We start from the raw sequence: 26,653 nt of genomic DNA, 5'->3' as shown, positions 1-26,653 counted from the left end.
CGAGGGGCTGCGGGCGCTGGAGAATGCGCTCGCCGCCCTGCCCGCCCCGCGCGAGATCGTCGGCGCGCCCGATCCCGAGAGCGCCGCAGAGGCGCTGCGCCGGGCCGAAGACGCGCTCGCCGCCGCCGAGACCGCCTTCGAGAGCGCCCGGGGCCGCGACGAACAGGCCCGGCTCGCCGAGATCCGCGCCCTCACCACCCGCGAGGCCGCCGCCACGCGCCTCGCCGAACTGCGCGAGACGCTCCCCGAGGACCCCGATACCGCCGCCACCGCGCTCGCCGAAGCGCAGGCCGAGGTCGAGACCGCGCTCGCGACCGCCCGCGAAGCGCTCGCGGCTCTGCAGGGCGAGGCCCCAGACCTGACCAGTGCCGAGGCCACGCTGACCCGGGCGCAGGCAGTGCTGGATCAGGCCGCGAAGCGCCAGCGCGAGCTCTCTGAACGCAAGGCGGCGCTCGACACCGAGATCACCTTGCGCGCTGGCGAAGGTGTCGAGGAAGAGCTTGCCGCCACCGAGGAAGCCCTGACCAAGGCCACCGAGCGGGCAGCGCGCTACGGCTTTGAGCGCGACACGCTGGTGCTGCTGAAGGAGACGCTGGAAACCGCCCGCTCGGAGGCGCGCGAGCATTACTTCGAGCCGGTCACCCGCGAGCTTGCGCCGCTGCTGCGCCTACTCTGGCCCGAGGCCGAGCTGGTCTTCGATGAGGACAGCGCCCTGCCGCGTGCGCTGTTGCGCGGCGGTCAGGAGGAGCCGATGGAAGTGCTCTCGGGCGGCACCCGCGAGCAGATCGCGCTGCTGGTCCGGCTGGCCTTTGCGCGGCTGCTGGCGCGCGGCGGGCGGCATGCCCCGGTGATCCTCGACGACGCGCTGGTCTATACCGACGACACGCGTATCGAGCGGATGTTCGACGCGCTGCACCGGCAGGCGGGCGATCTTCAGATCCTCGTGCTCACCTGCCGCCAGCGCGCCTTCCGCGATCTTGGCGGGCAGATGCTGAGCTACGAAAGCGGGGAGCTTCCCGAAGAAGCGCGCTAGGCCGTCAGGGTCAGGCGGCCGCGCGCTGCAGCGCCTCGCGCAGAAAGTCGAACTGGTCCTGCCCGTAGTAGCGCTTGCCGTGCAGCAGGTAGGTGGGCGAGCCGAAAATCTGCTTGGAGATGGCGTCGTCGGTCACCGTCTCGGCTTCGTCCCGGACATCTTCGGTCTGCGCCAATGCGAGGATTCGCGCTGCCGGAAGGTCGATGGATTCGAAGGCCTCTTGCAGATCGCCCGGGTCTGCGATGTTGCGGTGCTCGGCCCAGACCCCGCGCAGACAGGCAAAGGTCACGGCATCCTGATCCAGCCCCAATCGCCCGGCGGCAAGGATGCAGCGGCAGGCCAGCCGGGGGTCGGTCGGCCAACTCGGCGGCATGGCGGCCATGCGCAACCCGCGGATCGCCGCCCAGCGGGCCTGATCCTCGATCCGGTAGCTGCGGCGCGGCTCGGAGTGGTCGTAGGGCGGCGTCACCCCGGCGGCCTCGTAGACACGCGCCACCTCCATCGGCAGGAACCGCACCTTCGCTCCGCACCGCCGCGCGATCCCCATCAACTCCTGATGGCCGAGGTAGGCATAGCCCGACATCGGTGCAAAGAAGTAGTCGATCACGGGAGGCAGGCTCATTCGGGACTCCGGGATGGCTTGGTGGGCAGCATCAATGCGATCACGCCCGGCGGGGATCTCGGCTGGCAGGGCCGCGCGGGGCCGGACACTCTGTATCAATGAGGCCAAATGCCGGCGAAACGGTCAACGCTGCTGCCTCATGACGAGCCGGCGACGCGGTGAAGAGACCGCGACTGCCCAAGGCGAGCGGCAAGATCCCGCCAAGACGGCCCCGCGAAAGCCCGCATTCTCCGCAGTTTTGAAACGCTTTGAGCGCGGCCCTGGCCGGCCCTAGCCGAGGTCCTCGGAGGGCAGCGCCGCAAGCGCCTCGCGCAATGCGGCAACACGCTCGGCGACCTCCGGGCTGTGCTGCCCGGCGCGGTCAGACCAGGCGCTGAAGCGATCGAGCAGCGGCAGGAAGAGCGCGATCTCCTCGGCGCCCCAGTCCCTCAGGAAGCTGCCGAGCACGAGGAACTTGTAGGCCCGCACCGCAGAGACGATCTCGGCACCCGGCGGGGTCAGTTCGAGCACCGAGCGGCGGGCATCTTGCTGGCTCACCGCGCGGCGGATCAGCCCCATGCGGATGAGCTCCGAGGCGATACGGCTGGCGCGAGAGGGATCGATCCGCAGCCGCGCGGCGACAGTCGACACCATGGTCTCGGCATCCTCCGCACAGGCAGAGGCATCATCGAACTCTCCCTCGGGAGCACGCACCGCGAGCAGGACGTCGAGCTGCGCAAGGTCGATGGACAGCCCGAGATCGACCAGCGCGCGCTCGCCAAGCTCGCGCTTCATCACCCGCCGCCGCCACTTCTGCAGCGCCACGTCGATCTCGATCGCCGCCTGCGCAGAGGTGTCGTCTATCCCCGCCTGCCGCAGGTGCTCCCGGATTCTCGCGTCCTTGTCCGGCATGGTGGCGCGCTCCAAATTACGTGCTGTTGACATGTATATGCCTTCGGCACATATATGCCCTCAGCAATCATTTTTCGCAAGGTGCCCTCGCGACTCGCCCGACGGTCGATCGTGCGCGCCCTGCTTGCCCTGCCATGCCGCCGGGCCATCCAGCCCTTAGGAGCCCCGCGCATGAGTGACCGCGCCGATCCCGTTGATCTGTCCGAGCCCGGCGCCGCCCCCGCCACGCACGATCCGGCCGTGGTGCGACTTGCGCTGATCGCGGTGGCGGCGACGCTGCTCTTCGCCTCGCTGGGCCAGACCATCGTGTCGACCGCCATGCCGATCATGGTCGCCGACCTTGGCGGCATGGAGCATATAACCTGGGTGATCACCGCCTACCTGATGGCCTCGACCATCGGCGCGCCCATCGCCGGCAAGCTTTCGGACCTCTACGGCCGCAAGGCGGTGCTGCAGAGCGCCATCGGCGTCTTCCTTGCAGGCGCCGTGCTCTGCGGCTTTGCCACGGGCATGGGGATGATCATCGCCGGGCGCCTGATCCAGGGCGCGGGCGCTGGCGCCCTGATCGTGACCTCGATGGCCGTGGTCGGTGATCTGCTGCCCGCCCGCCAGCGCGGCCAGGCGCAGGGGCTGATGGGCGCGGCCTTTGGCGTGTCGACCGTGATCGGCCCGCTGCTTGGCGGCTTCATCGTGCAGCATTGGTCATGGCACTGGATCTTCTTCGTCAACTTCCCCGTCGGCGCGCTCGCCTTCGTGGTGCTGGGCATGGCCCTGCCGTCGCGCACGGACCGCAGCCGGAAGTCGGTGGATTACGCAGGCGCTGTGCTGCTGGCGACGATCCTCGCCTCGGCAGTGCTGATCTCGAACATGGGCGGCAGCGTGCTGGCATGGAGTCACCCCGGCGTGCTGGCGCTGGCCGCGCTCGGCCTTGCCGCGCTTGCGGGCTTCGTGCTGGTCGAGCGGCGCGCGCCCGAGCCGATCCTGCCGCTGTCGCTGTTCCGGAACAACGCCTTCGTGACCGTGAACTCCATGGGCTTTCTCATCGGCATGGCGATGTTCGGGACGATCACCTTCCTGCCGCTCTTCCTCCAGGTGGCCAAGGGCATCTCGCCGACGCAGTCGGGCCTGTTCCTCGTGCCGATGATGGGCGGGCTGCTGGGCGGCTCGATCGGCGCCGGTCGGATCATGTCGAAGCGCGGCACCTACAAGGTGATGCCGATCCTGTCGACGGCGCTGCTCTGCCTGTCGATGCTGGCGCTCACACGGCTGTCGGGCGACACACCGCTGTGGCTGCTGGCGCTCAACATGGTGGGCGTGGGGCTCGGCCTCGGGCCGGTGTTCAGCGTTGGCGTCACGGCGATCCAGAACTCGGTGCCGCGCAGCATGATCGGCGTCGGCACCGCCAGCGCCAACATGTTCCGGCTGATCGGCGGTTCGATCGGCACCGCGGGCTTCGGGGCGATCTTTGGCCTCGGCCTCGCGCGCAACCTCGAGGGGCAGCTGCCCGAAGGCATGGGCGACGGCATCCGAAGCATGAGCGCCGAGATGGTCCACGCGCTGCCCGCGGCGCAGCAGCAGGCGATCATCGAGGGGTTCAGCACCGCCCTGCACCCGGTGTTCTTCATCGCGGCGGCCGGGGCGGCAGTGGCCTGCGCAGTGGGATTCCTGCTCAAGGAGCGCCCGCTCGAGGACTGACGCGCCGAAGCCAGCGCCGCCCCAAATCAGGAGGCGAGGCCCGCAGCCTGCCCACTGGCGTCATCTTCCGTGTCCGCAGACCACGGCTCGTCGGGCGCGGTGCTTTCCAGTCGAGAGCGCAGGTAGTCCACCGCCCGAACCGGCGGGTAGACCGGCGCCCCGGTGCCGGGAAGCGCCGCGATCAGGCTCTCGGGATTGGGATCGAGGAAGAAGGCCACCGAATGGCGCGGGCGGACCGGCGGCAGCACGCGGTGGGTTGTCGAGACATAGATGTCATTGGTCCAGCGCATCAGGCAGTCGCCGATATTGACGATGAGCGCACCCGGCAGCTGCGGCACATCCATCCAGTGCCCGCCTCGGGGGCGCACCTGCAGCCCCGGCTCGCCGTCGGTCGCGAGCAGGGTCAACGCGCCGTAATCGGTGTGGGCCGAGGCCCCGCGCTCGTCCGCGGCCCCGGTGCCGGGCAGATAGCGGAGCAGACGCAGCGTCGCCATCGGTTCGCTGAAATGCGGCGAGAAGAAATCCAGCGGCACCCCGAGGTCCATCGCCACCGCCTCGTGCAGCTTCGCCCCCAGCGCCCACATCTCGGCGTAATACTCCAGCATCGAGTCGCGGAAATCCGGCAACGCCGGCCAGAGGTTCGCCCCGCGGAAGGGCTCCTTTGCGAGCACCCGCGGGTCGTCGGGCGAAAGTTCGAGCCCGATGTTGAAGGCCTCCTTGCGGTCGGGATGATCCGCCCCGTCCTGCTGCTCGGAGCCGATGCGCGCCCAGCCCCGGTTGCGCGGATTGCCCTCGATCGACAGCGGCAGCTTGGCGGACTCGGGCAAAGCGAAGAAGGCGGCTGAGGCGGCAAAGACCCGCGCGAGCAGCTCCGGCGAGATCGGCGGGTTGGCCAGCAGGAAGAAGCCATCCTCGCGGCAGGCCTGCCCGAGTGCGAAGGCAAATCCCTCGGGATCGTCGCTGAGATCTTCGAAATCGAGGACGGGGATCATCGCCGCTCTCCCTCCGTGGACCGAGCCACCCGGTGGCCTCAGGTCGCGGTCCGGGCAGGTTCCGACAATTCTCCACCTTCCGAAGGGCTTCGCAAGCGGTTTGGCTCGCGCGGTTGCGCGGATTTGTGCCAACTCACCCGGACCGGGCCGAGCGATCGGGCCAAACGCGCGCGATGCGCCGCCTGGATGGGCTCAACCGCGTCCCCGGCGGAAAAGCTGCGCCAAGCGGCCGTTCGGTGCTGGCAGGAAGCAGCAGGTCAGCACGAAACGAAACGGATCGATGACCATCATGGCACGTGTCCCCGGGGTTGAAGCGCCAGGGCGTCCCCTTGCCCCGGCGATCTCAGGATGCCCCGGCGGCATCACGGATTCGTGACGCCCAAGTGACGGTACGGTGACGCTGCAACCCGTTGGAAAGAAAGCCCCGAAAGGGCTTTTGCGAGCTCCCTCGAACGACCTCGTCAGTGCCCCTTGATGAGCACCGCGCGGAAGTCGTTGACATTGGTGCCGGTCGGCCCCGGCGCAAAGAGATCACCGATCACGTCGAAAGCCCCCCAGGCGTCGTTGCGCGAGAGCGCCGCCATGGCATCTCCCCCCGCCGCGCGCAGCCGTGCCGCGCTGCTGCCATCGGCAAAGGCCCCGGCATTTTCCTCTGTGCCGTCGATCCCGTCGGTGTCCGCGGCAAGCGCATGGATGCCCTCCACCCCGTCGATGGCATGGGCAAAGGCGAGCAGGAACTCGGTGTTGCGCCCGCCGCGCCCGCCCTTGCCGCGCAGGGTCACCGTGGTCTCGCCGCCCGAGAGCATCACCACCGGCGCGGCAAAGGGCCGGTTTCGCGTCGCCACCTCTCGCGCCATCGCCGCATGCACCCGTCCCACATCGCGTGCCTCGCCCTCCATGGCGTCCGACAGGATCACCGCCGGCAGGCCCGCCGCCTCGGCCTTCGCCGCGGCGGCTTCCAGAGACAGCCGGGCCGAGGCGACGACCTTCACCTCGTTGCGGGCGAAGACGGGATCGTCCGGCTGCGGCGCGGCAGCGGCCGCGCTGCGCATATGCGCAAGGAGGTTGTCGGGCAGCGCGATGTTCCAGGCCTCGACCATCGCCAAAGCCGCCGCCCCGTCCACCGCGTCGGGCACCGTCGGACCCGAGGCCACCTGCGCGGGATCGTCCCCTGGCACGTCCGAGACGATGAGGCTCACCACCCTTGCCGGGGCGCAGGCGGCTGCCAGCCGCCCACCCTTGATCCGGCTCGCGTGCTTGCGGATGGCGTTCATCACCCCGATCGGAGCCCCCGAGGCCAAGAGCGCCTCGTTCAGCGCCTGCTCGTCGGCCAACGTCAGACCCTCGGGCGGCGCGGGCAGCAGCGCCGAGCCGCCGCCACAGACCAGCGCGACAACCAAATCCGCCTCGGTCAGCCCCTCGACCGCCTTGAAGAGCGCCGCGCTCGCCTCGAGCCCTGCCGCGTCGGGCACCGGGTGGGCGGCCTCCATGACCCGGAGCTGCGCGCAGGGCACGGCATATCCGTAGCGGGTCACAACAACCCCCTCGATCGGACCGTCCCAGAGCGTCTCGAAGGCGCGCGCGAGCTGCGCCGCGCCCTTGCCGAGGCCGATCACGACGGTGCGCCCCTCGGGCTTCTCGGGGAGCGCGGCGCGCAAGGCCTGCTCGGGATCCGCGGCCGCCACCGCGGCTTCGAAGAGCCCGGTCAGAAAGGTCTTTTCGTCAGTCACTCGGGGTCCTCCTCCGCGCGTGGTCCGTGTCGCTCCAGGCGCGCAATTCGATGTGCCGGGCCCGGGCCGGACCGTTGTGGCCCAGGTCGAGCGCAATCTCCAGCCCCGCCACCGCCCCGTCCGAGGCGGCGACATGCGCCTGCACCGCGCCCAACAGCCCTGCCAGCGCCTCCGCCTGCCCCGCACCGAGGCCAAGCCGCGCGGCCAGATCGCGGCAGGCGCGCGGGGAGAGCGGCAGGAGGCCCGCTGCGCGCGCACCCGCGGGGGCCGCCAGCTCGGCGAGATAGCCAAAGCCCGGATCGGCACTCAGCCCAAGATGCATCGGCGCGACGCCGGGCTCACCGAGCTGCAGGTCAAGACCGAAAAGCGCCCCCACCGCCGCGCCGCCCGTCACCACCGGGGGCTCCGCCCCCGGGCGCGGCAACAGCAAAGCCTCGCCTCCGGGCGCCAGGCGGCCCGCCTCGATCGCGGCGCGCAAGGCCTCGATCGACGGGCTCAGCCCGGCCAGCGGGATCACCCCCGCCTTCAGCAGCTCGAGCGCGCGCGCCTCGGTCATCTCGGCCCGGTTCGGCGCCAGCAGCGCCAGCGGCATCCCGACATGCTCGCGCGCCAGCGCCGCGGCCTGCGCCGCCCGGGTCCAGCCCCCCTCGCCGACATGGCGGATCACCGCCAGCGAGAGCACCGCGTCGCCCAGCATCATCTCGGTAAAGACCCGGGCCAGCGCCACGGCATCGCCATCGGTCAGCCCGGCGCAGTCGAGCGGATTGTCCACGGCGCGTCCCGGAGGCAGCGCGCGGGCCAGTCCCTCGCGCTGCCGCGGCCCCAGCGGCGCAAAGCACAACCCCTGCGCGGCGGCGAGCCGTTTCGCCCAGTCCACCAGCCCCGGACCGCAGGCCATGGCGGCGAGCGCATTGGCGGGCAGCGGGCCGACCAGATGCAGGATCCACAAGGCCTCGACCAGCGCCGCGGGCCCCTCGACATGCGCGATCCCGGCGCGCTTCAGCAGCGCCGCCGGCCCCGGCCCCAGCCTCCGGCTCCAGTAAATCACCGCCTTGCCGTGCTGGCGCGCAAGCCGGCCAAGCTCGAGGCAGTCCGGCGGCGCTGGCGGGCCGTCCGCCTGGATCGCCAGCACCGTCACCCGCTCGTCCGCCAGAAGCTGCGCGGCCAGCGGCAGCAGCCCCGGCCCCGCGGCCCCGCCCAAAGGAACCGCACAGGCCAGCGGAAGGCCGTGCCGCAGCGACAGAAACCGTGCGAGGCGCCCGGTCTCCGACAGGAGCAGCGCCGGGCCGCGCGCGCTCGGCCGAATGGCCTCCACGCCGGGCCAGAGCGGCAGGCGGCTCAAGGCCGAGAGCAGCCCCCCCGCGAAGACCGGCAGAGGCAATGGGGCGAGGTCGGCAAGGCTCGAGGCGTCGAGATGCGGGCAGACGGCGCCCCCCGCCCCGCGCTCCGCGAGGGCCTCCAGCGCCGCGCGCAGCGGCGCGCCCCGCAGCCCCACATAGGCAAGATCGGGGGCTCCCGGCAAAGCCGCGATTCCGGCCACCGAGGCAAGGCCCGCCACCGCCGTCCCTGTTTCAGTCACGGGCCAGAGGTCCCACGCGTATCCAAAGGCGCGCAGCGCTCCGATCACCGCCGACAGCTCGTCGGCGGGGCCAATCATCGCGATGGACCGTGGCGAAAGGCTGCGGGACAGATCTTCGGACATGATACAAACACCGGCTTCTACTCGGGAAGTGTCACCCGAAACCTTGGCAAATTGCGAGAAAAATCCGGGTTTTACCGCTGCAATCCCGGCGTGGCGCGCAGCGTTGCAGCGCCCCACGCTGGCCGAGGCCGCCTCAGCCCGCGCCCATCCGCGATAGATCGTAGCCGTACCAGTCGAGAATCTCGCGCGCCGCCGCTCTGCGCTCACCGGGAGCGCCGCGGCGATCCATGATCCAGACCCGGCCGCCGCCCGGCTCGCCCATAGCAGCCGTGCGGTTGTCGGCGTCGATCCAGTGGACCCAGAGGACTTCCTGCCCGACCCGAAGACGCCCCGGCATCTCCTCGGTCAGCGGCAGCGCGACCCCGTCGATGCGCAGCTCGGAGCCGCTGATCTCGATCAGCGCCCCCGCGGGCATGCCGGCGCCTTCGGTCACCGTCCAATCCCCCTGCAGCCGGGCCAGACCGGCATCGGCCTGCGAGCCCACGGGCGCCGTCGGATTGCGCAGCGGTATCGCCACCGCCGCGGGCGGCGCCTTGGCCGCGCAGGCGCCCAGCAGCGCCAACGCCAGCAGCGCCGCGAGGGACTTTGAAACACGATGGATGGGCATACCCGACACACTCCCGAAACCTCGGGCGCAGCCTGTCGCGGCCGCAGCCGCAGGGCAAGCGGGCACGCCGCCTGCGGCGGAAATCAGCCCCGGAACCCGGTGGCGACGACAAATTTCTCCGACGAATCCGAACGGCTCGCCGGCGGCTTCACGTTGGCGACCTTGTCGAAACGCTGCTTGAGGATCTGCTGCAACGAGCCCTCGGCCCCGCCCGCCAGCACCTTGGCGACGAAGGTGCCGCCCTCCTCGAGCACGTCGAAGGCAAGGTAGGCCGCCGCCTCGCAGAGCGCGATGATCCGCAGGTGGTCGGTCTGCTTGTGCCCCGAGGAGGACGCCGCCATGTCGGACATGACCACGTCGGCCTTGCCGCCGAGCCACTCCTTGACCTTGTCGTCGGCGCCATCCTCCATGAAGTCGAGCTGGTGGATCTCGGCCCCGGCAATCGGCGTGACCTCCTGCAGGTCAACCCCGAGCACGGTGCCCACCGCCTTGCCCGCCTTCTCGCCGAGCGCGTTGACCCGCGGCACCGCCACCTGGCACCAGCCGCCGGGGGCGCAGCCGAGATCCACGACCCGCGCGCCGGGCACGAGGAAACGGTACTTCTCGTCGAGCTCGAGGATCTTGAAGGCTGCGCGGCCCCTGTAGCCCTCGGTCTGCGCGCGCTTCACGTAGGGATCGTTGAGCTGGCGTTGCAGCCAGCGGGTCGAGCTGAGCTTGCGCCCGCGCGCCGACTTCACCTTGACCTTCAGATCGCGCTGGCCACGTCCCGAAGTGTTCTTTCCGTCCGGTTTCTTCGCCATCGTCCCGCTCTTCTTGCAGCCAAACTTATCGTCAGGGGTCGTTTCTACAGATATTTTCCCGGCCCGCGTATCCCGGGAGTGTCTGCCACGGGCAGACGGGGGCAGCGCCCCCTTTTCCGGGCATGGACCACGAAGTCAAGCCGCTCCTATAGCGGCCCGTCCTCCAGAACACCATCCACCGACATCTGCGCGTAGAGCAGCCCCTCGCGCAGCCCCCTGTCAGCCACCGACAGCCGGTCGGTCGGCCAGATCCGCAAGAGCGCCTGCAGGATCGCCGCGCCGGACATGATCAGCGCCTGCCTGTCATGGCCGATCCGCGGGTCGCGCCGCCGTCCCGCCGGACCCATCTCGAGGTACTTGCCGATCACCGCCTCGATCTGGTCCGAGGACATGCGCAGCCCGTCCACCTTGGTCCGGTCGTAGCGCCGCAGCCCAAGGTGCGAGGCCGCCACGGTGGTCACCGTGCCCGAGGTGCCGATGATCTGGAAGCCCTCGCGGCTCTGCGCATCCTTGTAGGGCGCGAATTCCGACAGGTTCTCTTCGAAGAACCAGCTCATCAGCGCGTAGCGCGCGGCGTCGTCCTTCACATCGTTGAACTGGTCGCGCAGCGTCGCCACCCCAAGCGGCACCGAGATCCAGTCGACCACCTTGGCGGCGGGAAACGGGCTTTCCGGCGGATGGAATCCTGAATGCAGCCGCATGATGGCGCGCGGCCGGTCGCGGTTGGGCACCGACGACAGGTCGATCCACACCAGCTCGGTCGAGCCGCCGCCGATGTCGACCACCAACAGTTGCTCGGTGCGGGTCGAGACCAGCGGTGCGCAGGAGATCACCGCGAGACGGGCTTCCTCCTCGGGCTGGATGATCTCCATCTCGAGGCCGGTCTCGCGCTTGATCTGGCGGATGAAGTCGCGGGAGTTCTTTGCCCTCCGGCAGGCCTCGGTCGCGACCAGCCGCATGCGCACCACCTCGTGGCGGCGGATTTTCTGCTGGCAGACCCGCAGCGCGGCGACGGTGCGCGCCATTGAGGCACGCGACAGCCGTCCGCTCCGCTCGAGGCCATGCCCGAGCTGGACGGATTTGGAAAACGAGTCAATCACATGGAACTGGCTGCCCTTTGGCTGGGCAATCAGCATGCGACAACTGTTGGTCCCCAGATCCAGCGCCGCATAGAGCGCATTCGGATCGGGTTTGTTCGGCGCGGGGCTCTCTACCGGTTTCGGGAAAGCGCCCGCACCTCTGGGACGCCTTGGCGCCATGTTCTGCGCCTTTCCGTATATATAGTTGTGCTCAGGATACGCGGCGCAAGGAGGCGGCGCAAGAGAACCTTCCGCCCGGTTTGAACGGGTTGTTGAAGCGGGCGTTCACATATTCGTTCGCGGGGACAAGAGGCGGGACGCGCGCGGCACCTGCGCCCCGCGCGGGATCGTCTTGCGTCGCTCCCGGCCCTCATGCCGTCGAAAACCGACCGCGTCGCCGGGCGCGCGCATCCTAGACTGATGGCAACAGGCCTTGCGGACCCCGGCGGTATGACCGAAATCACCCTCCTCTACTGGCGCGACATCCCTGCGCAGGTGATCGTCGGCTCCGGTCGCCGCGCGGCAAAATGCGTGCTGCCCGCCCGTTTCGAGGCCGCCATCGACCGCGCTGCCATGCGCAGCGGCGCAAAGGGAACCGACTCCTACCTGTCGGCCTGGCGCCGCGTCCCGGCACCGCCACAGCAGGGCGACGCACAGCAGATCGCCGCGGCGCTCGCTGCCCGGCTGGACAAGGACTTCGGCCCCGAGCGTCTTGCCACGCTGGTCGATCAGGACGGCTGGGCAGACCGCCCGACCGAGGGGAAAGGACCCAGATGACGCTGCTGAACTTCCGTCGCCGACGCCCCTCCGCCCCGCAGCTGCCACCCTCGGCGCTCGAGGGCTACTCGATCGAGGTCATGCCGCGCACCGCGGCGCAGATCGGCGACTTCCGCGCCCTGCTGCCCGAATCCACCCGCATCTACATCGCCCATATCGACGGCACCCCGATCGACGAGATGGTGGCCACCGCCGCCCGTCTCGTCGCCGAGGGCTTCAGCGTCATGCCGCATTTCCCGGCCCGCTCGATCCCCGATGCCGCCACGCTCCAGGACTGGATCGCCCGCTACCAGGGCGAGGCCGGGATCACCGAGGGTCTGATCCTCGCCGGCGGCATCCCCGCGCCGCGCGGCGACTTTCACGCCTCCATGCAACTGCTCGAGACCGGGCTCTTCGACCGCGCCGGCTTCACCCGGCTGCACGTCGCCGGCCACCCGGAGGGCAACCGCGACATCGACCCCGACGGCTCGGACCGCGCGGTGATGCAGGCACTGCGCTGGAAACAGGCCTTCTCGGAGCGCACGGATGCAACGATGGGGCTGGTCACGCAATTCGCCTTCGACCCTGCCCCGGTGCTGGACTGGGCGCGCCGTCTGCGCGCCGAGACCATCTCGCTTCCCGTCCATCTCGGCATCGCCGGGCCTGCCAAGCTCCAGACCCTGATCCGCTTCGCCGTCACCTGCGGCGTCGGACCCTCGATGAAAGTGCTGCAGAAGCGCGCCCGCGACGTCAGCAAGCTGCTGCTGCCCTACGAGCCCACCGACTTCGTCGCCGAGATCGCCCGCGCCTGTGCCGCCGAGCCCGACCTGCCTATCGCGCGGTTGCATCTCTTCCCGCTCGGGGGCATCCCTGCTGCGACGGACTGGGCCGCCCGCCACGGCGGCGCCGCCGCGCAGCCGGCCGCACGCGCCGTCTGAGGGGCCTGTCCGCCGAGCCACATAACGCGCAAGGGACAGGCATGATCAAGGCACTCCTCTTCGACCTCGACGGCACGCTGCTTCACTCGGACCCGCTGCATTTCGAGGTCTTCGCCGATCTCTACGCCGAACGCGGACGCGAGCTGACAGAGGCGGGGTACCTGTCGGACATCCACGGGCGGCACAATCTCGAGAGTTTCCCCGAGATTTTCCCCGGCGAGGATGCCCACGCCCTGTCGAACCTCAAGGAGGCCCGCTTCCGTGACCGGCTCGTGGCCGGCCATGCGCCGATGCCCGGGGCAGAGGCGCTGCTGGATCACGCGCAGGCACGGGGCTGGCGCATCGCCGTGGTCACCAACGCGCCGCGCGCCAACGCCGAGGTGATGCTGGACGCCATCGGGCTGCGGGACCGGATCGAGCTTCTGGTGATCGGCGACGAATGCCGCCGCGCCAAGCCCGACCCCGAGCCCTATATCGCCGCCATGCGCGCCTTCGACGTGGCTCCCCGCGCCTGCATCGCCTTCGAGGACAGCCCCTCGGGCATGCGCGCCGCTTCCGCCTCGGGCGCGCACACGGTCGGGATCCGCTCGTCGGGCCTGAGCGTCTCGCAGCTGCGGGACGCCGGGGCGCAGACCGTCATCACCGATTACACCGACCCGGCGCTCGCCGAGCTGCTGAGCAAGCTAGAATAGGACACACCCGAGGGAGGAGAGCCCATGACCCGCACCGTACTCGAGTCGAAGGCCCGCACCGTGATCATGGGCTTCGACGAGCCCTTCTGCGTGATCGGCGAGCGGATCAATCCCACCGGGCGCAAGAAGCTGGCGGCCGAGTTGGAGGCCGGCGATTTCTCCACCGTTGTCGCCGATGCGCTGGCGCAGGTGGCGGCGGGCGCGGCAGTGCTCGATGTGAACGCGGGCGTGGTCTACAACTCCAACCCCGACCCGAATGTCACCGAGCCACCGCTGATGCGGCAGGTGATCGAGCTGGTGCAGGGCGTGGTGGATGTGCCTCTCTGCATTGACAGCTCGGTGCCCGGTGCGCTCGAGGCCGGGCTCGAGGCCGCCGAGGGCCGCCCGCTGCTGAACTCGGTCACCGGCGAGGAGGAGCGGCTCGAGCGCGTGCTGCCGCTGGTGAAGAAATACGGCGTGCCGGTGGTGGCGATTTCGAACGACGACACCGGCATTTCTGAGGACCCCGACGTGCGCTTCGCCGTGGCGCGCAAGATCGTCGAACGGGCGGCGGATTTCGGCATTCCGGCGCAGGACATCGTGGTGGATCCGCTGGTGATGCCGGTGGGGGCCATGGCCAGCGCCGGGCAGCAGGTTTTTGCCCTTGTCCGGCGGCTGCGCGAGGAACTCGGGGTGAACACCACCTGCGGCGCCTCGAACATCTCTTTCGGTCTTCCCGACCGGCACGGGATCAACACCGCCTTTCTGCCCATGGCGATCGGCGCGGGGATGACCTCGGCGATCATGAACCCCGTCGCCATGCCGGTGACCCAGGCGAAGATCGCCGCGAAGAAAGCCGAACTGGAGGCCGCCGGGGTGATCCTGCCGCCGCTGGAGGATGCGGCGTTCGTGCGGCTTTTCGGGCTGGGGGCGATGAGCGCCGGTCCCGGCGCCGAGATGCGGGCGATACGTGCGGCGAACTTCCTGATGAACAAGGACCCGCACGGCACCGCCTGGATCGCGATGAACAAGGGCGAGGAAGGCGCCGGCGAGCCCCGTGGCGGTCGGCGCGGCGGGCGCCGGCGGCGGGCCTAGCCCAACGCGAGCCGGGCGGCTCGGCGCCGAGCGCCCTCCGTCACGGCCAGGCCGCGTAAGAGGTCGCCGGCGCGCTGCGCTTGGCCATGCGGCGCCGGAATCGGCTCGGAGGAACGCCCTCCATCCGTTTGAAAAACCTGTTGAAATAAGCAGGGTCGGTAAACCCGAGCCGAAACCCCACCTGCGCCACCTGCAGCCCCGAGTTCGTCAGCAACTCCGCCGCCTCGCGGTGCAGCGCCTCGTGCAGCCAGGTCTGCGGTGAGCGTCCCGTGGCGCGACGCACCGCCCCCGCCAGCCGGTCCCGAGACACGCAGAGGGCCCGCGCGTAATCGCCCACCTCCCAGTGCTCGCGCAGGTGCAGACCCGCGAGTTGCACGAAGCCCTGCACCAGCCCGCCCGTCGCCACATCGGGCCGCGCCCGGCCCTCCTTCACCCCGCGCCAGAGCTGAATCAACAGCATCGACAGCATGTGCCCGGCCATGATCTCGACCCCCGGCGCGCTCTCCGCCAGTTCCTCGCGCAGTTCGGCCATGCGCCGGGCAACGCGCTCGCGCTGCGCAGCCAGCGCCACCGAAAGGTCTGCCGCCAGGACTTGGCTCAACTCGTCACCGAAGGCAGACCCGGGCAGCACCCGCGCCAGCGCCCCCTTCGACAAGATCACCAGCTCGCCGCGGCTGCCCGGCGAGAGCTTCAACGCCCCGTCCCGCCCCGGGGCCAGCCAGACAAATCGTGGCGCCTCTATTCCCATGTCGCGCGCGCCGATCAGCACCCGGCCGCGCCCCGATTGCAGCGCCAGCAAACAGGCGTTTCCGGCCCGCAGCCCATAGGTCGTCTCGGCCAGAGGGCTGCGGATCTCATGCGCGGTGATGCCGTGATGCGCCGAGGGCCGAAGCGGGAAGGTTTTCATCGTGCTCATGATTTGTGCGCGTAAAGGGACTGATGCGTCCAATTCATCCCCGCATACGTGCATTTTATCAACAGATTTTTCGGATAGTTTCTTCATCACCGCCACAGGACGCCTCGGGGAGAGGGCTGCCCGTGGCGCAACAGGATGCTTCGAAGGCATCGGCCGGGAGGACCACATGACACAGAACACCCGGCGCGCCCTGCTGCGCGCTCTGCCGCTTGCAAGGGTGTCCGCGCTTGCCCCTCGCGGCCACCGCCAGAGAAGCGGAGCGCGTGGTGGGCGGCGGCAGTGCCGACGCGATGCGCAATGATCCGGCGGTGCAGCGCGCTTTGCTCGCCGGCACGACAGAGCCGCTTGAAACCGAATTGACCTGACCAAGGAGACGTGAAGTCATGGACAGCCTGAACCTCTTTATCGACGGCGAGCATGTGCCCGCCGAAGACAGCCGCGAGTTCGAACGCGCCAACCCGGTGTCGGGCGAAGTCGCCACGCGCGCCGCAGCGGCCAGCAAGGCCGACGCGATCCGCGCGGTGGATGCCGCTGCCGCGGCCTTCCCCGAGTGGGCCGCCGTCGCCCCCGGCCAGCGCCGCAAGCTGCTGATCAAGGCCTCGGAAGCACTGACCGCGCGTGGCGACGACATCGTTGCCGCGATGAAGGCCGAGATCGGCGCGACCGAGGCCTGGGCCCGGTTCAACGTCATGCTCGCCGCAGACATGCTGCTGGAAGCGGCCAGCCTGACCACCCAGATCAAGGGCGAGATCGTGCCCTCGAACCGCCCCGGATCGACCGCCTACGCGGTGCGCCAGCCGGCGGGCGTGGTACTCGCCATGGCGCCCTGGAACGCGCCGGTGATCCTTGGCGTGCGCTCGATCGCGACGCCGCTGGCCTGCGGCAACACCGTGGTGATGAAAACCTCGGAGCTCTGCCCGCGCACCCATGCGCTGATCCTCGAGGCCGTGTCCGAAGCGGGCCTGCCCAAAGGCGTGGTCAACGCCATCTCCAACGCGCCCGAGGATGCGCCCGAACTGGTCGAGACGCTGATCGCCCACCCCGCCGTGCGCCGGGTGAACTTCACCGGCTCCACCCGCGTCGGCCGGATCGTCGCCGAGCTCTCGGCACGGCACCTCAAGCCGTCGCTGCTCGAACTGGGCGGCAAGGCGCCTTTCATCGTGCTCGATGACGCCGACATCCCCGCCGCCGTCGCGGCTGCCGGTTTCGGCGCCTACATGAACCAGGGCCAGATCTGCATGTCGACCGAGCGCATCATCGTCATGAACGAGATCGCCGACGCCTTCGTCGCGGCCTTTGCCGAGAAGGTCGAGAGCCTCACCGCGGGCGACCCGACCGAGGGCAAGGCCCCCCTCGGCAGCCTCGTCAACATCGGCGCCGCCGACCGCATCCGCGACCTCATCGAGGACGCCGTGCAAAAGGGCGCGCGGCTGATCGGCGGCGGCGGCGAGGGCACCATTCTCAACGCAGCGGCACTCGACGGGGTGACCCCGCAGATGCGGCTCTATTCCGAAGAGAGCTTCGGCCCGGTGTCCTCGATCATCCGCGTGGGCTCGGTCGACGAAGCGGTGCGCGTCGCGAATGAGAGCGAGTTCGGCCTGTCCGCGGCGGTCTTCGGCCGCGATCAGGCCCGCGCCATGGCGGTCGCGCGGCGCATCGAAAGCGGGATCTGTCACGTCAACGGCCCGACCGTGCACGACGAGGCGCAAATGCCCTTCGGCGGGGTGAAGGATTCAGGCTACGGTCGCTTCGGCGGCACGTGGGGAGTCGCCGAGTTTACCGAATTGCGCTGGCTGACCACGCAGGACGGCGATCTGCACTACCCGATCTAAATGGACGCGATCGGATCGACTTAAACGGGAGGAACCGTCATGAAAACCAAACTGGCAAGAACCGCAGTCGCGGCCCTGGCCCTGAGCGTCGCCGCTGGCGGCGCATGGGCGCAGGACTACACCTTCAAGCTGCACCATTTCCTGGGGGCCAAGGCCCCGGCGCAGACCGACATGCTCGAGCCCTGGGCAAAGGCGGTCGAGGAGAACTCGGGCGGCAAGGTGAAGATCGAGATCTATCCCTCGATGACCCTCGGCGGGCGCCCGCCCGAGCTGATCAACCAGGTGCGCGACGGCGTGGTGGATCTCATCTGGACGGTGAACGGCTACACGCCGGGCCTGTTCCCGCGCACCGAGGTGATGGAGCTGCCCAACGTCTTCATCAACGACCCGGTGGCCACGAACCTCGCGATGCTCGACATGTACGACGCGTATCTCAAGGATGACTACGCAGGCGTCGAGCCGATGTTCCTGCACGTCCACGCGGGCCAGGCCATCCACACGGTCGACAAGGACATCCGCAAGCCGGAGGACCTCGCAGGGCTCAAGATGCGCATTCCCACCCGCACCGGTGCCTGGGTGATCGAAGCCCTCGGCGCAACACCGGTCTCGATGCCGGTTCCGGACCTGCCGCAGGCCCTGTCGAAGAAGGTCGTCGACGGCGCCTTCATCCCCTGGGAAATCATCCCGGCACTGAAGTTGCAGGACCAGACCGAGTACCAGATCGAGGGTGCGGACAAGACCCGCTTCGGCACGACGACCTTCCAGGTCTCGATGAACAAGGCGCGCTGGGACGGTCTTCCCGAGGACATCCAGAAAGCGTTCCGCGACGCGTCGGGCCGTGACTGGTTGATCGAGGTCGGCAACATCTGGCGCAGCATCGACGAGCGCGGCATCAAGGTCGCGACCGACGCTGGCAACACCCATGTGACGCTCACCGAGGAAGAGACCGCGGCCTTCCAGACCGCGCTCGAGCCGGTGGTCGACCGCTGGGTCGAGGATGTCTCTGCCAAGGGTATCGACGGCGCCGCCATGGTCGCCACGGCCCGCGATCGGATCAAGGCCAATGCCGAAGAGAGCATGAGCAACTGATGTTTGCCGCAGAAGTTCAGAACCGCAGCGGAGTTTCCGCTGCGGTCGCACGGCTTGTCACCTTCTGGGCGCTGCTGGGCGGCGCGCTTTTGCTGGTGATCGTGCTGATCAACGTCGCCTCGGTCGTCGGGGCCGTGGTGCTCAAACCCTTTCCGGGTGATTTCGAGCTCACCGAGATGGGCGTGGCGGTGGCGGTCTTCGCCTTCCTACCCTACTGCCAGCTCACCGACTCCAATGTCACCGCCGACATCTTCACGGCGAACGCCCCTCGCCCGGTGCTGGCGGTGCTGCGGGCACTCGCCTCGCTGATCGCCTTCGGCTTCGCCGGCATCCTCGTCTGGCGCATGTATCTCGGGATGCTCGACCAGAAGGCCTACAATTATACGACGACGATCCTTCAGGTGCCGATCTGGTGGGCCTTCATGCCGATCCTCGCCTCGCTGGCGCTGCTCATTGCCGCCGCCGCCGTCACCTTCCGCGAAAGCCTCTTGGAGGCCCGGACATGAGCGATCCCATCACTCTTGGCATCCTGTCGCTGGTCGTCCTTATTGTGCTGATCGCAATCCGAATTCCCATTGCCTACGGGATGATCCTCGTCGGCGGCGTCGGCATCGCGCTGGTCAATGGCCCCATGCTGCTGATGAGCCAGCTGAAAACCCTCGCCTACGGTCAGTTCTCGATCTACGACCTCTCGGTCGTGCCGATGTTCGTGCTGATGGGCGAGCTGGCCACGGTCGCGGGCCTGAGCCACGCGCTCTTCCGCGGCGCCAATGCCTGGCTCGGCTGGATGCGCGGCGGCACCGCCATGGCCGCCATCGCCGGTTGCGCGGGCTTCGGCGCGGTCTGCGGCTCGTCGCTGGCCACCGCCTCGACCATGGGCAAGGTCGCCCTGCCCGAACTCAAGCGCTACAACTATTCGGGCGCGCTGGCCACCGGCGCGCTTTCGGCCGGCGGCGTTCTGGGCATCCTGATCCCGCCCTCCGTGGTGCTCATCGTCTACGCGGTGATCGTCGAGGCCAATATCGTCACCATGTTCGCCGCGGCCATGCTGCCCGGCATCCTGGCGGTGCTCTTCTTCATCCTGACCATCGCGATCTACGTCCGCATCCGCCCCGCTTCGGGCCCCGCGGGCGGCGCGGCGAGCCGTTCCGAGTTCGTCACCGCCACGCTCGGCCTGCTGCCGGTCATGGTCATCTTCGGCCTTGTTCTGGGGGGCATCTACGGCGGCTTCTTCAACCCCACCCCGGCCGCCGCCGTCGGCGTCTTCCTCGTTTGGGTCTACGGTCTGGCCAAGCGCCGCGTCGGGCTGGCCGAAATGGTCGTCGCGCTGAAATCCACCGCCCGCACCTCGGGGATGATCTACGTGATCCTGCTGGGTGCGGAGCTGATGAAGATCTTCATGTCCCGCATCGGCCTGCCGCAGCAGGCGGCGCAATGGATCGCCGAGAGCGGCATGGCCCCGATGATGGTCATGGTGCTGATCCTCATCGCGCTGATCCTGCTCGGCTGCCTGATGGACAGCATGTCGATGATCCTGCTGGTGATCCCCTTCTTCTGGCCGATGCTGGTCGAGCTGAACGGCGGGCTCTACGCCACGGCTGACGGCGCGGGATTCGGGATGAGCACCGAGGACCTCAAGGTCTGGTTCGGCATCCTAGCCCTCATCGTCGCCGAGCTGGGGCTGATCACCCCGCCGGTGGGGATGAACGTCTTCATCATCTCGGCACTGGCCAAGGACACGCCGATGATCGAGACCTTCAAGGGCGTCGCCCCCTTCTTCTGCGCCGAGCTGGTGCGGGTCGCGTTGATCCTCGCCTTCCCCGCACTCACGCTCTGGCTGCCAACCCTGCTGGGAGGCTGAACAATGAAAGACCAATCGACCGTCACCGCCGGGGGCGCGATCTTCCCCCGGCTGAAGGCGCTTGGCGTGGACTACGTCTTCGCCAACTCCGGCACCGACTTCCCGCCGATCATCGAGGGGCTGGCCCAGGCGGCCGCCGAGGGCATCGAGCTGCCGCAGGCGCTGGTCATGCCGCACGAACACGCCGCCATGGGCATGGCGCATGGCTACACCCTGATGACCGGCAAGGCGCAGGCGGTGATGCTGCACACCAATGTCGGGCTGGCGAATGGCGCCATCGGCGCGATCAACGCCGCCTGCGAGCATATCCCGATGATCCTCATGTCGGGCCGCACCCCGGTCACCGAAGAGGGCCGCTTTGGTGCCCGCACCGTGCCGATCGGCTGGGGACAGGAGATGCGCGACCAGGCCGCGCTGGTGCGCGAGGCCTCCAAGTGGGAGTATGAGCTGAAGTTCCCCGAGCAGGTCACCGGCCTGCTGGACCGCGCCCATGCCATCGCGACCTCCACCCCGAAGGGACCGGTCTACCTGTCGATCCCGCGCGAGGTGCTCTGCGAGCCCGTGCCGACCGAGGGCCTCGACGCGGCCCCCTCCATTGCCGCCTCCGAGACCGCGCCGAACCCCGAGGCGATTGCCACCCTCGCCCGCTGGCTGTCCGAGGCGGAAGCCCCGCTGATCATCGCCCAGCGTGGCGCCGGCGATGCGGCAAGCTTCGAGGCCTTCTCGGCATGGGCCGAGGACTGGGGCATCGCGGTTTGCTCCTGGTGGGCGACGCATCTTGCCATCGCCACCGACCATCCCTGCCACGTCGGCGCCGATCCCGGCCCATGGCTGGCCGGTGCCGACGTGGTGCTGATCCTTGACTGCCTTGCCCCCTGGATGCCCGACGCCCATGCGCCGCGCCCAGGGGCAAAGGTGGTCAACATGGGTCCCGACCCGATCTTCTCGCGCTTCCCGGTGCGCAACTTCCGCTCGGACCTGTCGATCACCGGCGAGAACGCCCGGACGCTCCCCGCGCTGATCACCGCCATGGAGGGCCTGCCCAAGGGCGATCACGTCGCCCCCCGCCGCGCCCGGCTTGCCGAGACCACGGCAAAGGCCCGCGAGGCGCAGCGCAAGGCGGCCCAGCCGCAGGGAGACCTGCTCACCAAGCCCGCCGTCAGTCGCATCCTCGGCGAGGCCCTCGACGCGCAGGACGCCCCCAGCACGGTCTTTTCCGAGCTCGGGACGATGCTCGGCGCGCTGCCGCGCCGCGCGCATCGCGCCTGGTTCCAGGAGCCGCATTCCGGTGGTCTGGGCTGGTCCTTCCCAGCGGCGCTCGGTGCGCAACTCGCCGAGCCACAGCGCATTTGCGTCGCCACGCTCGGCGACGGCAGCTACATGTTCGCCAACCCCGTGGCCTGTCACCAGATTGCCGAGGCGCTGGCCCTGCCGATCCTGATCGTGATCCTCAACAACGCCGAATGGGGCGCCGTGCGGGCCTCGGTCACCGGACTCTATCCCGAGGGCGCCGCGGGCAAGGCCAACGTCATGCCGCTCACCGGTCTCGCGCCCAGCCCCGACTTCTGCAAGGTGGCCGAGGCGAGCAACGCCTTCGCCCGTGCCGTCGAGACCCCCGAGCAGCTCCGCCCTGCCCTCGACGAGGCGCTGAGGGTGATCCGCGAAGAGCGCCGCTGCGCGCTGCTCAACGTGCGCATCGCCGGCTGAGACCGCGCAATTCCTGCCCGGCGGCGCGCGCGGACCCGCCGCCGGGTCTGCGTATATGAAAAGAGAAGAAGGGCCCGGGTCGCACCTCGGGCCCTTCTTCTCTTGCAAAACACGCCGGGGGTGAGCCGCGTAGCAGAGAGGGGCAGCGCCCCCACTTCGGCCCTCCACGGGCCTTGCACGGCACCAGAAACGCAGAACGGCGCCCGAATGGGCGCCGTCCACAACTCCGGTCAGGAGTCGGAAAAGCTCAGGAGGCTTCCTTGATGAACTTCACCGCGTCGCCGAAGGTCTGGATGGTCTCGGCTGCGTCATCGGGGATCTCGATGCCGAACTCTTCTTCGAAGGCCATAACCAGTTCCACGGTGTCGAGGCTGTCCGCGCCCAGATCGTCGATGAACGAGGCGCTCTCGGTCACCTTGTCTTCTTCAACGCCCAGGTGCTCAACCACGATCTTGCGCACGCGATCAGGGATATCGCTCATTCTTCTGTCCTCACAATGTGTCTGGGTCTCTCGACCCGTCTTTGCCCTTGCCCTAGCGGGGTGGCTGCTCAATCCGCCCGGAACCGGGCAACGTAACCCCGGAAGACCCGGGAAAGACCAGAACGGCACGACTGCGCCGACCCGATCCAAGTTCCTGCGCGCCTATAGCATAAGCACGCAGGATGGCAAACGCTTTCCGCCGTGCCCGAAGGCGCGGGGTCAGAGCATTGCCATACCGCCGTTCACATGCAGCGTCGCGCCTGTGACATAAGCAGCTTCCTGGCTGGAAAGATAGAGCACCGCAGCGGCAATTTCATCGGCGGTACCCATGCGGCCCGCGGGGATCTGCCCCATGATGCCGGCTTTCTGGTCATCGTTGAGCTTGTCGGTCATCGCCGTCTCGATGAAACCGGGCGCCACGGCATTGGCGGTGATCCCGCGAGAGGCGACCTCATAGGCCAGCGACTTGGTCATCCCGACAAGGCCCGCCTTGGCCGCGGCATAGTTGCCCTGGCCCGGGTTGCCGGTGGCCCCAACGATCGACGAGATGTTCACGATGCGACCCCAGCGCGCCTTCATCATGCCGCGCAGCACGCCCTTGCAGAGCTTGAAGGTGGCGGTGAGGTTCACGTCGAGCACCTGCTGCCATTCGTCATCGGACATGCGCATGAAAAGGTTGTCACGGGTGATGCCGGCGTTGTTCACCAGGATGTCGACCGAGCCCATCGCATCCGCCGCCTGTTTCGGCAGCGCCGCCACGGCCTCGGGATCCGAAAGGTTGCAGGGCAGCACGAAAGCGCGATCGCCGAGCTCCGCGGCCAGTTCCTGCAGCGGCGCCTCGCGGGTGCCCGAGAGCCCAACCGTGGCCCCCGCCTCGTGCAGCGCCTTGGCGATGGCGCCGCCGATGCCGCCCGAAGCGCCGGTGATCAGCGCGTTTTTTCCCGTCAGATCGAACATAAGGCCCGTGCCCCTCTGCTTTTCCGTAACTCGTTCCGGGCGATATGGCATCCCAGCGTCTTTCGGGCAAGGGCCAGTGCCCAGGACCCGGCCCGGTCTTGTCTCCCTGACATGTCTCCCTGGCGCGGCGCTGTCCCGCGTGCCGGCGCCATGCTATGCCCGCCGCATGGAACCGCATCCGCCCGTTTTCACCTGCCGGCTGACCGGCGAGACCGCCGAAGTGTTCGGCGGTACCGGCGACGAGGTCTTCCCCTACTGGAGCTTCACGAAGACGGTCCTGGCGATCTGCGCGCTGAAGCTGGTCGAGGCCGGGGCGCTGCGCCTCGACACGCCCCGCCCCGTCGAGGGTTTCACCCTGCGCCAGCTTCTGGACCACACGGCAGGGCTGCCCGAGTATTGTGCCCTGCCCGCCTATCGCGCTGCAGTCGCCTCGGACGAGGAGCCCTGGCCCCGCGACCAGATCTATGACGCCACCATGGCGCAGGGTCCGCGCTTCGCCCCGGGCCAGGGTTGGGCCTATTCCAACCTCGGCTACATGCTGGTGCGCGAGCGCATCGAGGAGGCCGCGGGTCGGCCCTTTGCAGCCCTGCTCTCCGAAGTCATTACCCGGCCACTCGGCCTGCAGAGCATTGCGCTCGCCAGCCGCCGCGCCGATTTCGCCCGCGTACACTGGCGCGAGGCGCGGGGCTACCACCCGGGCTGGGTCTACCACGGCTGCCTCACCGGTACGGCGGCGGATGCCGCACGCCTGTTGCAGGCGCTCTTCTCCGGCGCCCTGCTTGCGCCTGCCACGCTGGCACAGATGCTGCGGCGCCACCGCCTCGGCGGCGCGCTCGACGGGCGTCCCTGGACCGATTGCGGCTATTCGCTCGGGCTGATGACCGGAAGGACCGGCGCTGTCGGGCGGGCGCTCGGCCATTCCGGCAGCGGTCCCTTCTGCGTCAACGCAGTCTACCACTTCCCGGACGCGAAGCCGCCAGTGACCGTCGCAAGCTTTGCCGGGGGCGCGGCAGAAGGCGTCGCGGAAAGCGCAGCCGTGCACCACGTCTGCGCGTGACGGCCTGTCGAGATCCAAGCGGCGCTGGACGCGCAAGTCCTTGGCAAGCCCCCAGATCCGGTCGCGCTTCGCGGAGGGCCAAGACCCGAGATTGCCGGGAGCGCCCCAACCGAACGAACCCGACGAAAACTATCAACTATATGATTTCCTGATATTTTTCCGCTTTGCCTCTTGCTCCGCGCTCGAGGGGAGGCTATTCATTCTCCAAGACAGCGAGCTAGCCCGAACGCCAGCCAGCTATCGGTATCCTCCCCCGCCAGATGACGTCGCCACCCGGTCTTTTTCCCGAGGCAGCAAGGCAAACGCCGCCAGCGTCGCGGAGGTCACACTCCAAGGAAAGCCTGTGCCTGACGCCTTCCAAGTCGATGGAGGCCAACCCATGAAGCAAATCCCCTTGGTCTGAAACTTTCGCCGGGTCGGGCGACCACTCTGGGCCTTTGCGGTGAACTCGCGGGAAGCGCGCAGCGTCACCAAGCGCGGAAGGATGGGCGGCCCGCCGAGCTGAAGCTCGTCTTGGAAGGGACCCAACCAATAGCCCCGGAAAATGGAAAGATTTTCCAAACCCGGGGCAACTGGTATTACAAAAGGACTTTTGTATATGTAACGCCCTCCCCTTCGGCACCGGGAAATTCCGGCTCTTTGCACCGCAGGATCATCAGGCATGTCAGCCCACTCACGGACCAAATGTGACGTTGGGTCATGCAGATGATTCCGTCCAGCGTTCTCACCTCTCGGTTGCCGAGATTTCTGCGAGAATCAATCGTGGGAAAGTCGAAGGACTAGATGATGTGGCGGCGCTTTGGCCTCTGCATAGGCCGCCGCCTGCTCTGCGCTCGCAAAGCAGGCAAAACCTGCGCTGACTCCGAACACACCGATTCTGCTCCGGAAGGGAGTCTCCCCGCTGGCCGGATCCAAGATCACAGATTCTCCGCGGCAAACCCGGCCCTCAACCCGCTGCGGCCAGCCGCCGCGACGCGCCTCCTTTCCACCGCAACGCCGGCGCTTCGATCAGGTGCCAAGACAACGCCGCAAGGACGAGCGTAATGGGCAGCGCACAGGCCATGTTCCAGAGCGGCCACGTTAGGCCTGCCCAGGCCAGGAACTGCTGCACCGGGAAGGCGTAGAGATAGGTTCCATAGGAATAGTCCCCAAGGCGGTTGTAGATCTGAAGGCGTGGCAGCCGCGCGTAGCCAAGGACGAAGATCGCATAGCTCACTGCCAAGATGAGAAGCGGGTGGAACAGCGGCGTCGACCAGGACGCCGCGGCGATCGCGCCGCCGAATGCGGCCTGCCACGGCGAGAGCGGAATTTTCTCGCGATAGACCCATAGCGACATTCCGGCGGCAAAGGGCAGCGCCAGTTTCGCCAGCGCCGCCAGACGTGGATGCAGGTCACTCGCCTCGGTCACTGCCCAGGCCACGCAGAGGCTGACGCATGCGAGGCCGAAGAGACGAGGGCGCACGAGCAGCCCCAGCAGGCCGCAAAAGACGACTGCGAGATAGCACAGGACTTCGTAGTTGAGCGTCCAGAGCGAGCCGTTGATCGCCGGCCCGTAGGGATTGGCCATGAAGACGCCAGGCAACTCATAATGAGGGAAAACCAGCGTCAAGTTGTACAGCATATAGCCCGGCGTTGCTGCCAGGTAGACGTCGACCGGAACCTGGCTCAGCCCGGCGCAAGCAAGAACCGTCAGGGCCAGCATGACGATCAGCGCCGGAAAGAGCCGCAGCGCCCGGGCCCGCAGGAAATCGCTGACCGACGCCTTCGTGGCAAAACTGCGCGCGATAAAGAACCCCGAGATCGCAAAGAAGATCATGACGCAGAGGCTGCCCAAGGACCACCCTCTCAGCGCGAGCGCCAGGGGCTCTTCGGCGCCGGGGCCGAGGCTGATCGGATAGGCATGCGAAATAAGGACCCCGATCGCGGCCAACATCCTCAGGAGATTGAAGTTGTTGTCGCGGCCCGCAGCGCGGTCGGCGATCGTTGGGATCCTCAGTCCTGACACATAAACCTCTTTCACCATTCTATCGCCGGGCGGTGGGCACCAAAGCGCGGCATGGACTGCCACAAGCCCCAGATCCCTGCGCCCGCCGGACGGCGCATATGGACCTGCCGCCGATATCGAACACCGCCGGATCCATC

General features: G+C 68.5%; 25 protein-coding genes. 13 read left to right on the top strand and 12 right to left on the bottom strand.

All coding sequences use genetic code 11. The features are described 5' to 3' along the window. The coding region (locus G0Q01_RS15415; RefSeq protein WP_370526756.1) for an ATP-binding protein at nucleotides 1-1,033 on the top strand (1,033 nt) is incomplete at its 5' end. 10 nt (nucleotides 1,034-1,043) lie between these two features. Here the strand turns inward: G0Q01_RS15415 and G0Q01_RS15410 are convergent. Together G0Q01_RS15410 and G0Q01_RS15405 are read right to left on the bottom strand one after the other, a co-directional pair. Next, nucleotides 1,044-1,655 (bottom strand): 2-hydroxychromene-2-carboxylate isomerase, encoded by a 612-nt coding sequence (locus G0Q01_RS15410; protein WP_235940180.1) that lies wholly within the window; start codon nucleotides 1,653-1,655, stop codon nucleotides 1,044-1,046. Nucleotides 1,656-1,925: 270 nt separating this feature from the next. After that, nucleotides 1,926-2,546 carry a MarR family winged helix-turn-helix transcriptional regulator gene (locus G0Q01_RS15405; protein WP_235940177.1) on the bottom strand — a complete coding sequence of 207 codons (621 nt, stop codon included), beginning with the start codon at nucleotides 2,544-2,546 and terminating at the stop codon, nucleotides 1,926-1,928. Between the two features lie 171 nt (nucleotides 2,547-2,717). Between G0Q01_RS15405 and G0Q01_RS15400 the strand changes: the two genes are divergently transcribed. Then, nucleotides 2,718-4,241 (top strand): MDR family MFS transporter, encoded by a 1,524-nt coding sequence (locus G0Q01_RS15400; protein WP_164196415.1) that lies wholly within the window; start codon nucleotides 2,718-2,720, stop codon nucleotides 4,239-4,241. Between the two features lie 26 nt (nucleotides 4,242-4,267). Here G0Q01_RS15400 and G0Q01_RS15395 read toward each other — a convergent pair whose 3' ends face one another. The 6 genes from G0Q01_RS15395 to G0Q01_RS15375 all read right to left on the bottom strand — a co-directional run bounded on the left by G0Q01_RS15395 (nucleotide 4,268) and on the right by G0Q01_RS15375 (nucleotide 11,331). Further along, complete coding sequence (locus tag G0Q01_RS15395) at nucleotides 4,268-5,233, bottom strand: isopenicillin N synthase family oxygenase (protein ID WP_164196414.1); 966 nt, start codon at nucleotides 5,231-5,233, stop codon at nucleotides 4,268-4,270. Between the two features lie 461 nt (nucleotides 5,234-5,694). Next, on the bottom strand, nucleotides 5,695-6,963 hold the full coding sequence (locus G0Q01_RS15390) for a glycerate kinase (RefSeq protein ID WP_370457277.1): 1,269 nt from the start codon (nucleotides 6,961-6,963) through the stop codon (nucleotides 5,695-5,697). Further along, the gene (locus G0Q01_RS26870) at nucleotides 6,956-8,665 is read right to left on the bottom strand and encodes a hypothetical protein (RefSeq protein ID WP_235940176.1); all 1,710 of its coding nucleotides are present in this window, start codon (nucleotides 8,663-8,665) and stop codon (nucleotides 6,956-6,958) included. Before G0Q01_RS26870 ends, G0Q01_RS15390 begins: the two co-directional genes overlap by 8 nt. A gap of 133 nt (nucleotides 8,666-8,798) precedes the next feature. Continuing rightward, entirely contained in the window at nucleotides 8,799-9,272 is a 474-nt protein-coding gene (locus G0Q01_RS15385) for a lipocalin (RefSeq protein WP_164196412.1), read from the bottom strand. An 83-nt stretch (nucleotides 9,273-9,355) separates the two neighbouring features. After that, entirely contained in the window at nucleotides 9,356-10,072 is a 717-nt protein-coding gene (locus G0Q01_RS15380; RefSeq protein ID WP_108965173.1) for an RlmE family RNA methyltransferase, read from the bottom strand. A 146-nt stretch (nucleotides 10,073-10,218) separates the two neighbouring features. Next, entirely contained in the window at nucleotides 10,219-11,331 is a 1,113-nt protein-coding gene (locus G0Q01_RS15375; protein ID WP_164196411.1) for a Ppx/GppA phosphatase family protein, read from the bottom strand. A gap of 270 nt (nucleotides 11,332-11,601) precedes the next feature. Here G0Q01_RS15375 and G0Q01_RS15370 point away from each other — a divergent pair, with 270 nt between their 5' ends. From G0Q01_RS15370 to G0Q01_RS15355, 4 genes are read left to right on the top strand one after another with little or no spacing between them, the layout of a single operon-like run. Continuing rightward, nucleotides 11,602-11,928 carry a virulence factor gene (locus G0Q01_RS15370; protein ID WP_164196410.1) on the top strand — a complete coding sequence of 109 codons (327 nt, stop codon included), beginning with the start codon at nucleotides 11,602-11,604 and terminating at the stop codon, nucleotides 11,926-11,928. Further along, nucleotides 11,925-12,845, top strand: a complete 921-nt coding sequence (locus tag G0Q01_RS15365) for a methylenetetrahydrofolate reductase (RefSeq protein ID WP_164196409.1) — start codon at nucleotides 11,925-11,927, stop codon at nucleotides 12,843-12,845. Before G0Q01_RS15370 ends, G0Q01_RS15365 begins: the two co-directional genes overlap by 4 nt. Before the next feature lie 41 nt (nucleotides 12,846-12,886). Further along, nucleotides 12,887-13,537 carry an HAD family phosphatase gene (locus tag G0Q01_RS15360; RefSeq protein WP_164196408.1) on the top strand — a complete coding sequence of 217 codons (651 nt, stop codon included), beginning with the start codon at nucleotides 12,887-12,889 and terminating at the stop codon, nucleotides 13,535-13,537. 24 nt (nucleotides 13,538-13,561) lie between these two features. Next, complete coding sequence (locus G0Q01_RS15355; RefSeq protein WP_164196407.1) at nucleotides 13,562-14,611, top strand: dihydropteroate synthase; 1,050 nt, start codon at nucleotides 13,562-13,564, stop codon at nucleotides 14,609-14,611. Nucleotides 14,612-14,651: 40 nt separating this feature from the next. Here G0Q01_RS15355 and G0Q01_RS15350 read toward each other — a convergent pair whose 3' ends face one another. After that, nucleotides 14,652-15,527: an AraC family transcriptional regulator gene (locus G0Q01_RS15350; RefSeq protein ID WP_164196406.1), complete on the bottom strand. Its 876-nt coding sequence runs from the start codon at nucleotides 15,525-15,527 to the stop codon at nucleotides 14,652-14,654. Between the two features lie 227 nt (nucleotides 15,528-15,754). Between G0Q01_RS15350 and G0Q01_RS15345 the strand changes: the two genes are divergently transcribed. The 6 genes from G0Q01_RS15345 to G0Q01_RS15320 are packed head-to-tail and all read left to right on the top strand — an operon-like array spanning nucleotide 15,755 to nucleotide 22,016. Next, nucleotides 15,755-15,892, top strand: coding sequence for a hypothetical protein (locus G0Q01_RS15345; protein ID WP_164196405.1), 138 nt, complete (start codon nucleotides 15,755-15,757; stop codon nucleotides 15,890-15,892). 18 nt (nucleotides 15,893-15,910) lie between these two features. Beyond that, nucleotides 15,911-17,359 carry an aldehyde dehydrogenase gene (locus G0Q01_RS15340; RefSeq protein WP_164196404.1) on the top strand — a complete coding sequence of 483 codons (1,449 nt, stop codon included), beginning with the start codon at nucleotides 15,911-15,913 and terminating at the stop codon, nucleotides 17,357-17,359. 39 nt (nucleotides 17,360-17,398) lie between these two features. After that, nucleotides 17,399-18,448 carry a TRAP transporter substrate-binding protein gene (locus G0Q01_RS15335; RefSeq protein WP_164196403.1) on the top strand — a complete coding sequence of 350 codons (1,050 nt, stop codon included), beginning with the start codon at nucleotides 17,399-17,401 and terminating at the stop codon, nucleotides 18,446-18,448. After that, the gene (locus G0Q01_RS15330) at nucleotides 18,448-18,954 is read left to right on the top strand and encodes a TRAP transporter small permease (protein WP_164196402.1); all 507 of its coding nucleotides are present in this window, start codon (nucleotides 18,448-18,450) and stop codon (nucleotides 18,952-18,954) included. Before G0Q01_RS15335 ends, G0Q01_RS15330 begins: the two co-directional genes overlap by 1 nt. After that, nucleotides 18,951-20,309: a TRAP transporter large permease gene (locus tag G0Q01_RS15325; RefSeq protein ID WP_108965163.1), complete on the top strand. Its 1,359-nt coding sequence runs from the start codon at nucleotides 18,951-18,953 to the stop codon at nucleotides 20,307-20,309. Before G0Q01_RS15330 ends, G0Q01_RS15325 begins: the two co-directional genes overlap by 4 nt. A gap of 3 nt (nucleotides 20,310-20,312) precedes the next feature. Beyond that, entirely contained in the window at nucleotides 20,313-22,016 is a 1,704-nt protein-coding gene (locus tag G0Q01_RS15320) for a thiamine pyrophosphate-requiring protein (RefSeq protein WP_164196401.1), read from the top strand. A gap of 247 nt (nucleotides 22,017-22,263) precedes the next feature. On the opposite strand, the gene G0Q01_RS15315 is transcribed toward G0Q01_RS15320, so the two are convergent. Together G0Q01_RS15315 and fabG are read right to left on the bottom strand one after the other, a co-directional pair. Next, nucleotides 22,264-22,497, bottom strand: coding sequence for an acyl carrier protein (locus G0Q01_RS15315; protein ID WP_007800270.1), 234 nt, complete (start codon nucleotides 22,495-22,497; stop codon nucleotides 22,264-22,266). Nucleotides 22,498-22,716: 219 nt separating this feature from the next. Then, on the bottom strand, nucleotides 22,717-23,454 hold the full coding sequence (fabG, locus tag G0Q01_RS15310; protein ID WP_164196400.1) for a 3-oxoacyl-[acyl-carrier-protein] reductase: 738 nt from the start codon (nucleotides 23,452-23,454) through the stop codon (nucleotides 22,717-22,719). Nucleotides 23,455-23,620: 166 nt separating this feature from the next. Between fabG and G0Q01_RS15305 the strand changes: the two genes are divergently transcribed. Further along, nucleotides 23,621-24,511, top strand: coding sequence for a serine hydrolase (locus tag G0Q01_RS15305; RefSeq protein WP_164196399.1), 891 nt, complete (start codon nucleotides 23,621-23,623; stop codon nucleotides 24,509-24,511). 946 nt (nucleotides 24,512-25,457) lie between these two features. On the opposite strand, the gene G0Q01_RS15300 is transcribed toward G0Q01_RS15305, so the two are convergent. Further along, complete coding sequence (locus G0Q01_RS15300) at nucleotides 25,458-26,534, bottom strand: acyltransferase (protein ID WP_164213607.1); 1,077 nt, start codon at nucleotides 26,532-26,534, stop codon at nucleotides 25,458-25,460. Nucleotides 26,535-26,653 lie beyond the last annotated feature (119 nt).

Origin of the sequence: Salipiger sp. PrR007, from assembly GCF_010499845.1 — a bacterium.
GTDB lineage: Bacteria > Pseudomonadota > Alphaproteobacteria > Rhodobacterales > Rhodobacteraceae > Salipiger > Salipiger pacificus_A.
This window is presented reverse-complemented; position numbering and strand designations above follow the sequence as displayed.

Bases quoted from the DNA above. Each gene is read 5' to 3' on its own strand.
- G0Q01_RS15410 (WP_235940180.1), bottom strand. From the start codon at position 1,655: ATGAGCCTGCCTCCCGTGATCGACTACTTCTTTGCACCGATGTCGGGC.
- G0Q01_RS15405 (WP_235940177.1), bottom strand. From the start codon at position 2,546: ATGCCGGACAAGGACGCGAGAATCCGGGAGCACCTGCGGCAGGCGGGG.
- G0Q01_RS15400 (WP_164196415.1), top strand. From the start codon at position 2,718: ATGAGTGACCGCGCCGATCCCGTTGATCTGTCCGAGCCCGGCGCCGCC.
- G0Q01_RS15395 (WP_164196414.1), bottom strand. From the start codon at position 5,233: ATGATCCCCGTCCTCGATTTCGAAGATCTCAGCGACGATCCCGAGGGA.
- G0Q01_RS26870 (WP_235940176.1), bottom strand. From the start codon at position 8,665: ATGTCCGAAGATCTGTCCCGCAGCCTTTCGCCACGGTCCATCGCGATG.
- G0Q01_RS15385 (WP_164196412.1), bottom strand. From the start codon at position 9,272: ATGCCCATCCATCGTGTTTCAAAGTCCCTCGCGGCGCTGCTGGCGTTG.
- G0Q01_RS15380 (WP_108965173.1), bottom strand. From the start codon at position 10,072: ATGGCGAAGAAACCGGACGGAAAGAACACTTCGGGACGTGGCCAGCGC.
- G0Q01_RS15375 (WP_164196411.1), bottom strand. From the start codon at position 11,331: ATGGCGCCAAGGCGTCCCAGAGGTGCGGGCGCTTTCCCGAAACCGGTA.
- G0Q01_RS15370 (WP_164196410.1), top strand. From the start codon at position 11,602: ATGACCGAAATCACCCTCCTCTACTGGCGCGACATCCCTGCGCAGGTG.
- G0Q01_RS15365 (WP_164196409.1), top strand. From the start codon at position 11,925: ATGACGCTGCTGAACTTCCGTCGCCGACGCCCCTCCGCCCCGCAGCTG.
- G0Q01_RS15360 (WP_164196408.1), top strand. From the start codon at position 12,887: ATGATCAAGGCACTCCTCTTCGACCTCGACGGCACGCTGCTTCACTCG.
- G0Q01_RS15355 (WP_164196407.1), top strand. From the start codon at position 13,562: ATGACCCGCACCGTACTCGAGTCGAAGGCCCGCACCGTGATCATGGGC.
- G0Q01_RS15350 (WP_164196406.1), bottom strand. From the start codon at position 15,527: ATGAGCACGATGAAAACCTTCCCGCTTCGGCCCTCGGCGCATCACGGC.
- G0Q01_RS15340 (WP_164196404.1), top strand. From the start codon at position 15,911: ATGGACAGCCTGAACCTCTTTATCGACGGCGAGCATGTGCCCGCCGAA.
- G0Q01_RS15335 (WP_164196403.1), top strand. From the start codon at position 17,399: ATGAAAACCAAACTGGCAAGAACCGCAGTCGCGGCCCTGGCCCTGAGC.
- G0Q01_RS15330 (WP_164196402.1), top strand. From the start codon at position 18,448: ATGTTTGCCGCAGAAGTTCAGAACCGCAGCGGAGTTTCCGCTGCGGTC.
- G0Q01_RS15325 (WP_108965163.1), top strand. From the start codon at position 18,951: ATGAGCGATCCCATCACTCTTGGCATCCTGTCGCTGGTCGTCCTTATT.
- G0Q01_RS15320 (WP_164196401.1), top strand. From the start codon at position 20,313: ATGAAAGACCAATCGACCGTCACCGCCGGGGGCGCGATCTTCCCCCGG.
- G0Q01_RS15315 (WP_007800270.1), bottom strand. From the start codon at position 22,497: ATGAGCGATATCCCTGATCGCGTGCGCAAGATCGTGGTTGAGCACCTG.
- fabG (WP_164196400.1), bottom strand. From the start codon at position 23,454: ATGTTCGATCTGACGGGAAAAAACGCGCTGATCACCGGCGCTTCGGGC.
- G0Q01_RS15305 (WP_164196399.1), top strand. From the start codon at position 23,621: ATGGAACCGCATCCGCCCGTTTTCACCTGCCGGCTGACCGGCGAGACC.
- G0Q01_RS15300 (WP_164213607.1), bottom strand. From the start codon at position 26,534: ATGGTGAAAGAGGTTTATGTGTCAGGACTGAGGATCCCAACGATCGCC.